1 pseudogene is annotated in these 237 nt (G+C 32.9%); it reads left to right on the top strand.

Features of this window, described 5'->3' with window-relative positions:
- Positions 1-237: pseudogene (locus tag SAZ04_RS22985) on the top strand (RNA-guided endonuclease TnpB family protein); the annotation flags it as partial.

Below are 237 nucleotides of genomic sequence, written 5' to 3'. Positions count from 1 at the left end.
CGCGAATTTCCCGAAATTCAAGAGCAAGAAACATAAAAACTCTTATACAACGAACGTTGAGAATGGAAACATTTACATTTTGGATGGTCATATCAAGTTACCTAAACTTAAATTGGTGAAAATGAAAAAACATAGGGATATTTAAGAGTCACATCAAATAAAGTCAGTAACCATTTACATGAGTGGGTCTGGAAAAGTCTATGATTCTGTTTTGACGGAATTTGTAGAGGTAACTAA

It is taken from the genome of Halalkalibacter lacteus (genome assembly GCF_036663595.1).
Taxonomy (GTDB): Bacteria; Bacillota; Bacilli; order Bacillales; family Bacillaceae_D; genus Halalkalibacter; species Halalkalibacter lacteus.
Note: the sequence above shows the minus strand (reverse complement) of the source record. Positions and strands in the feature narration are given on the sequence as shown.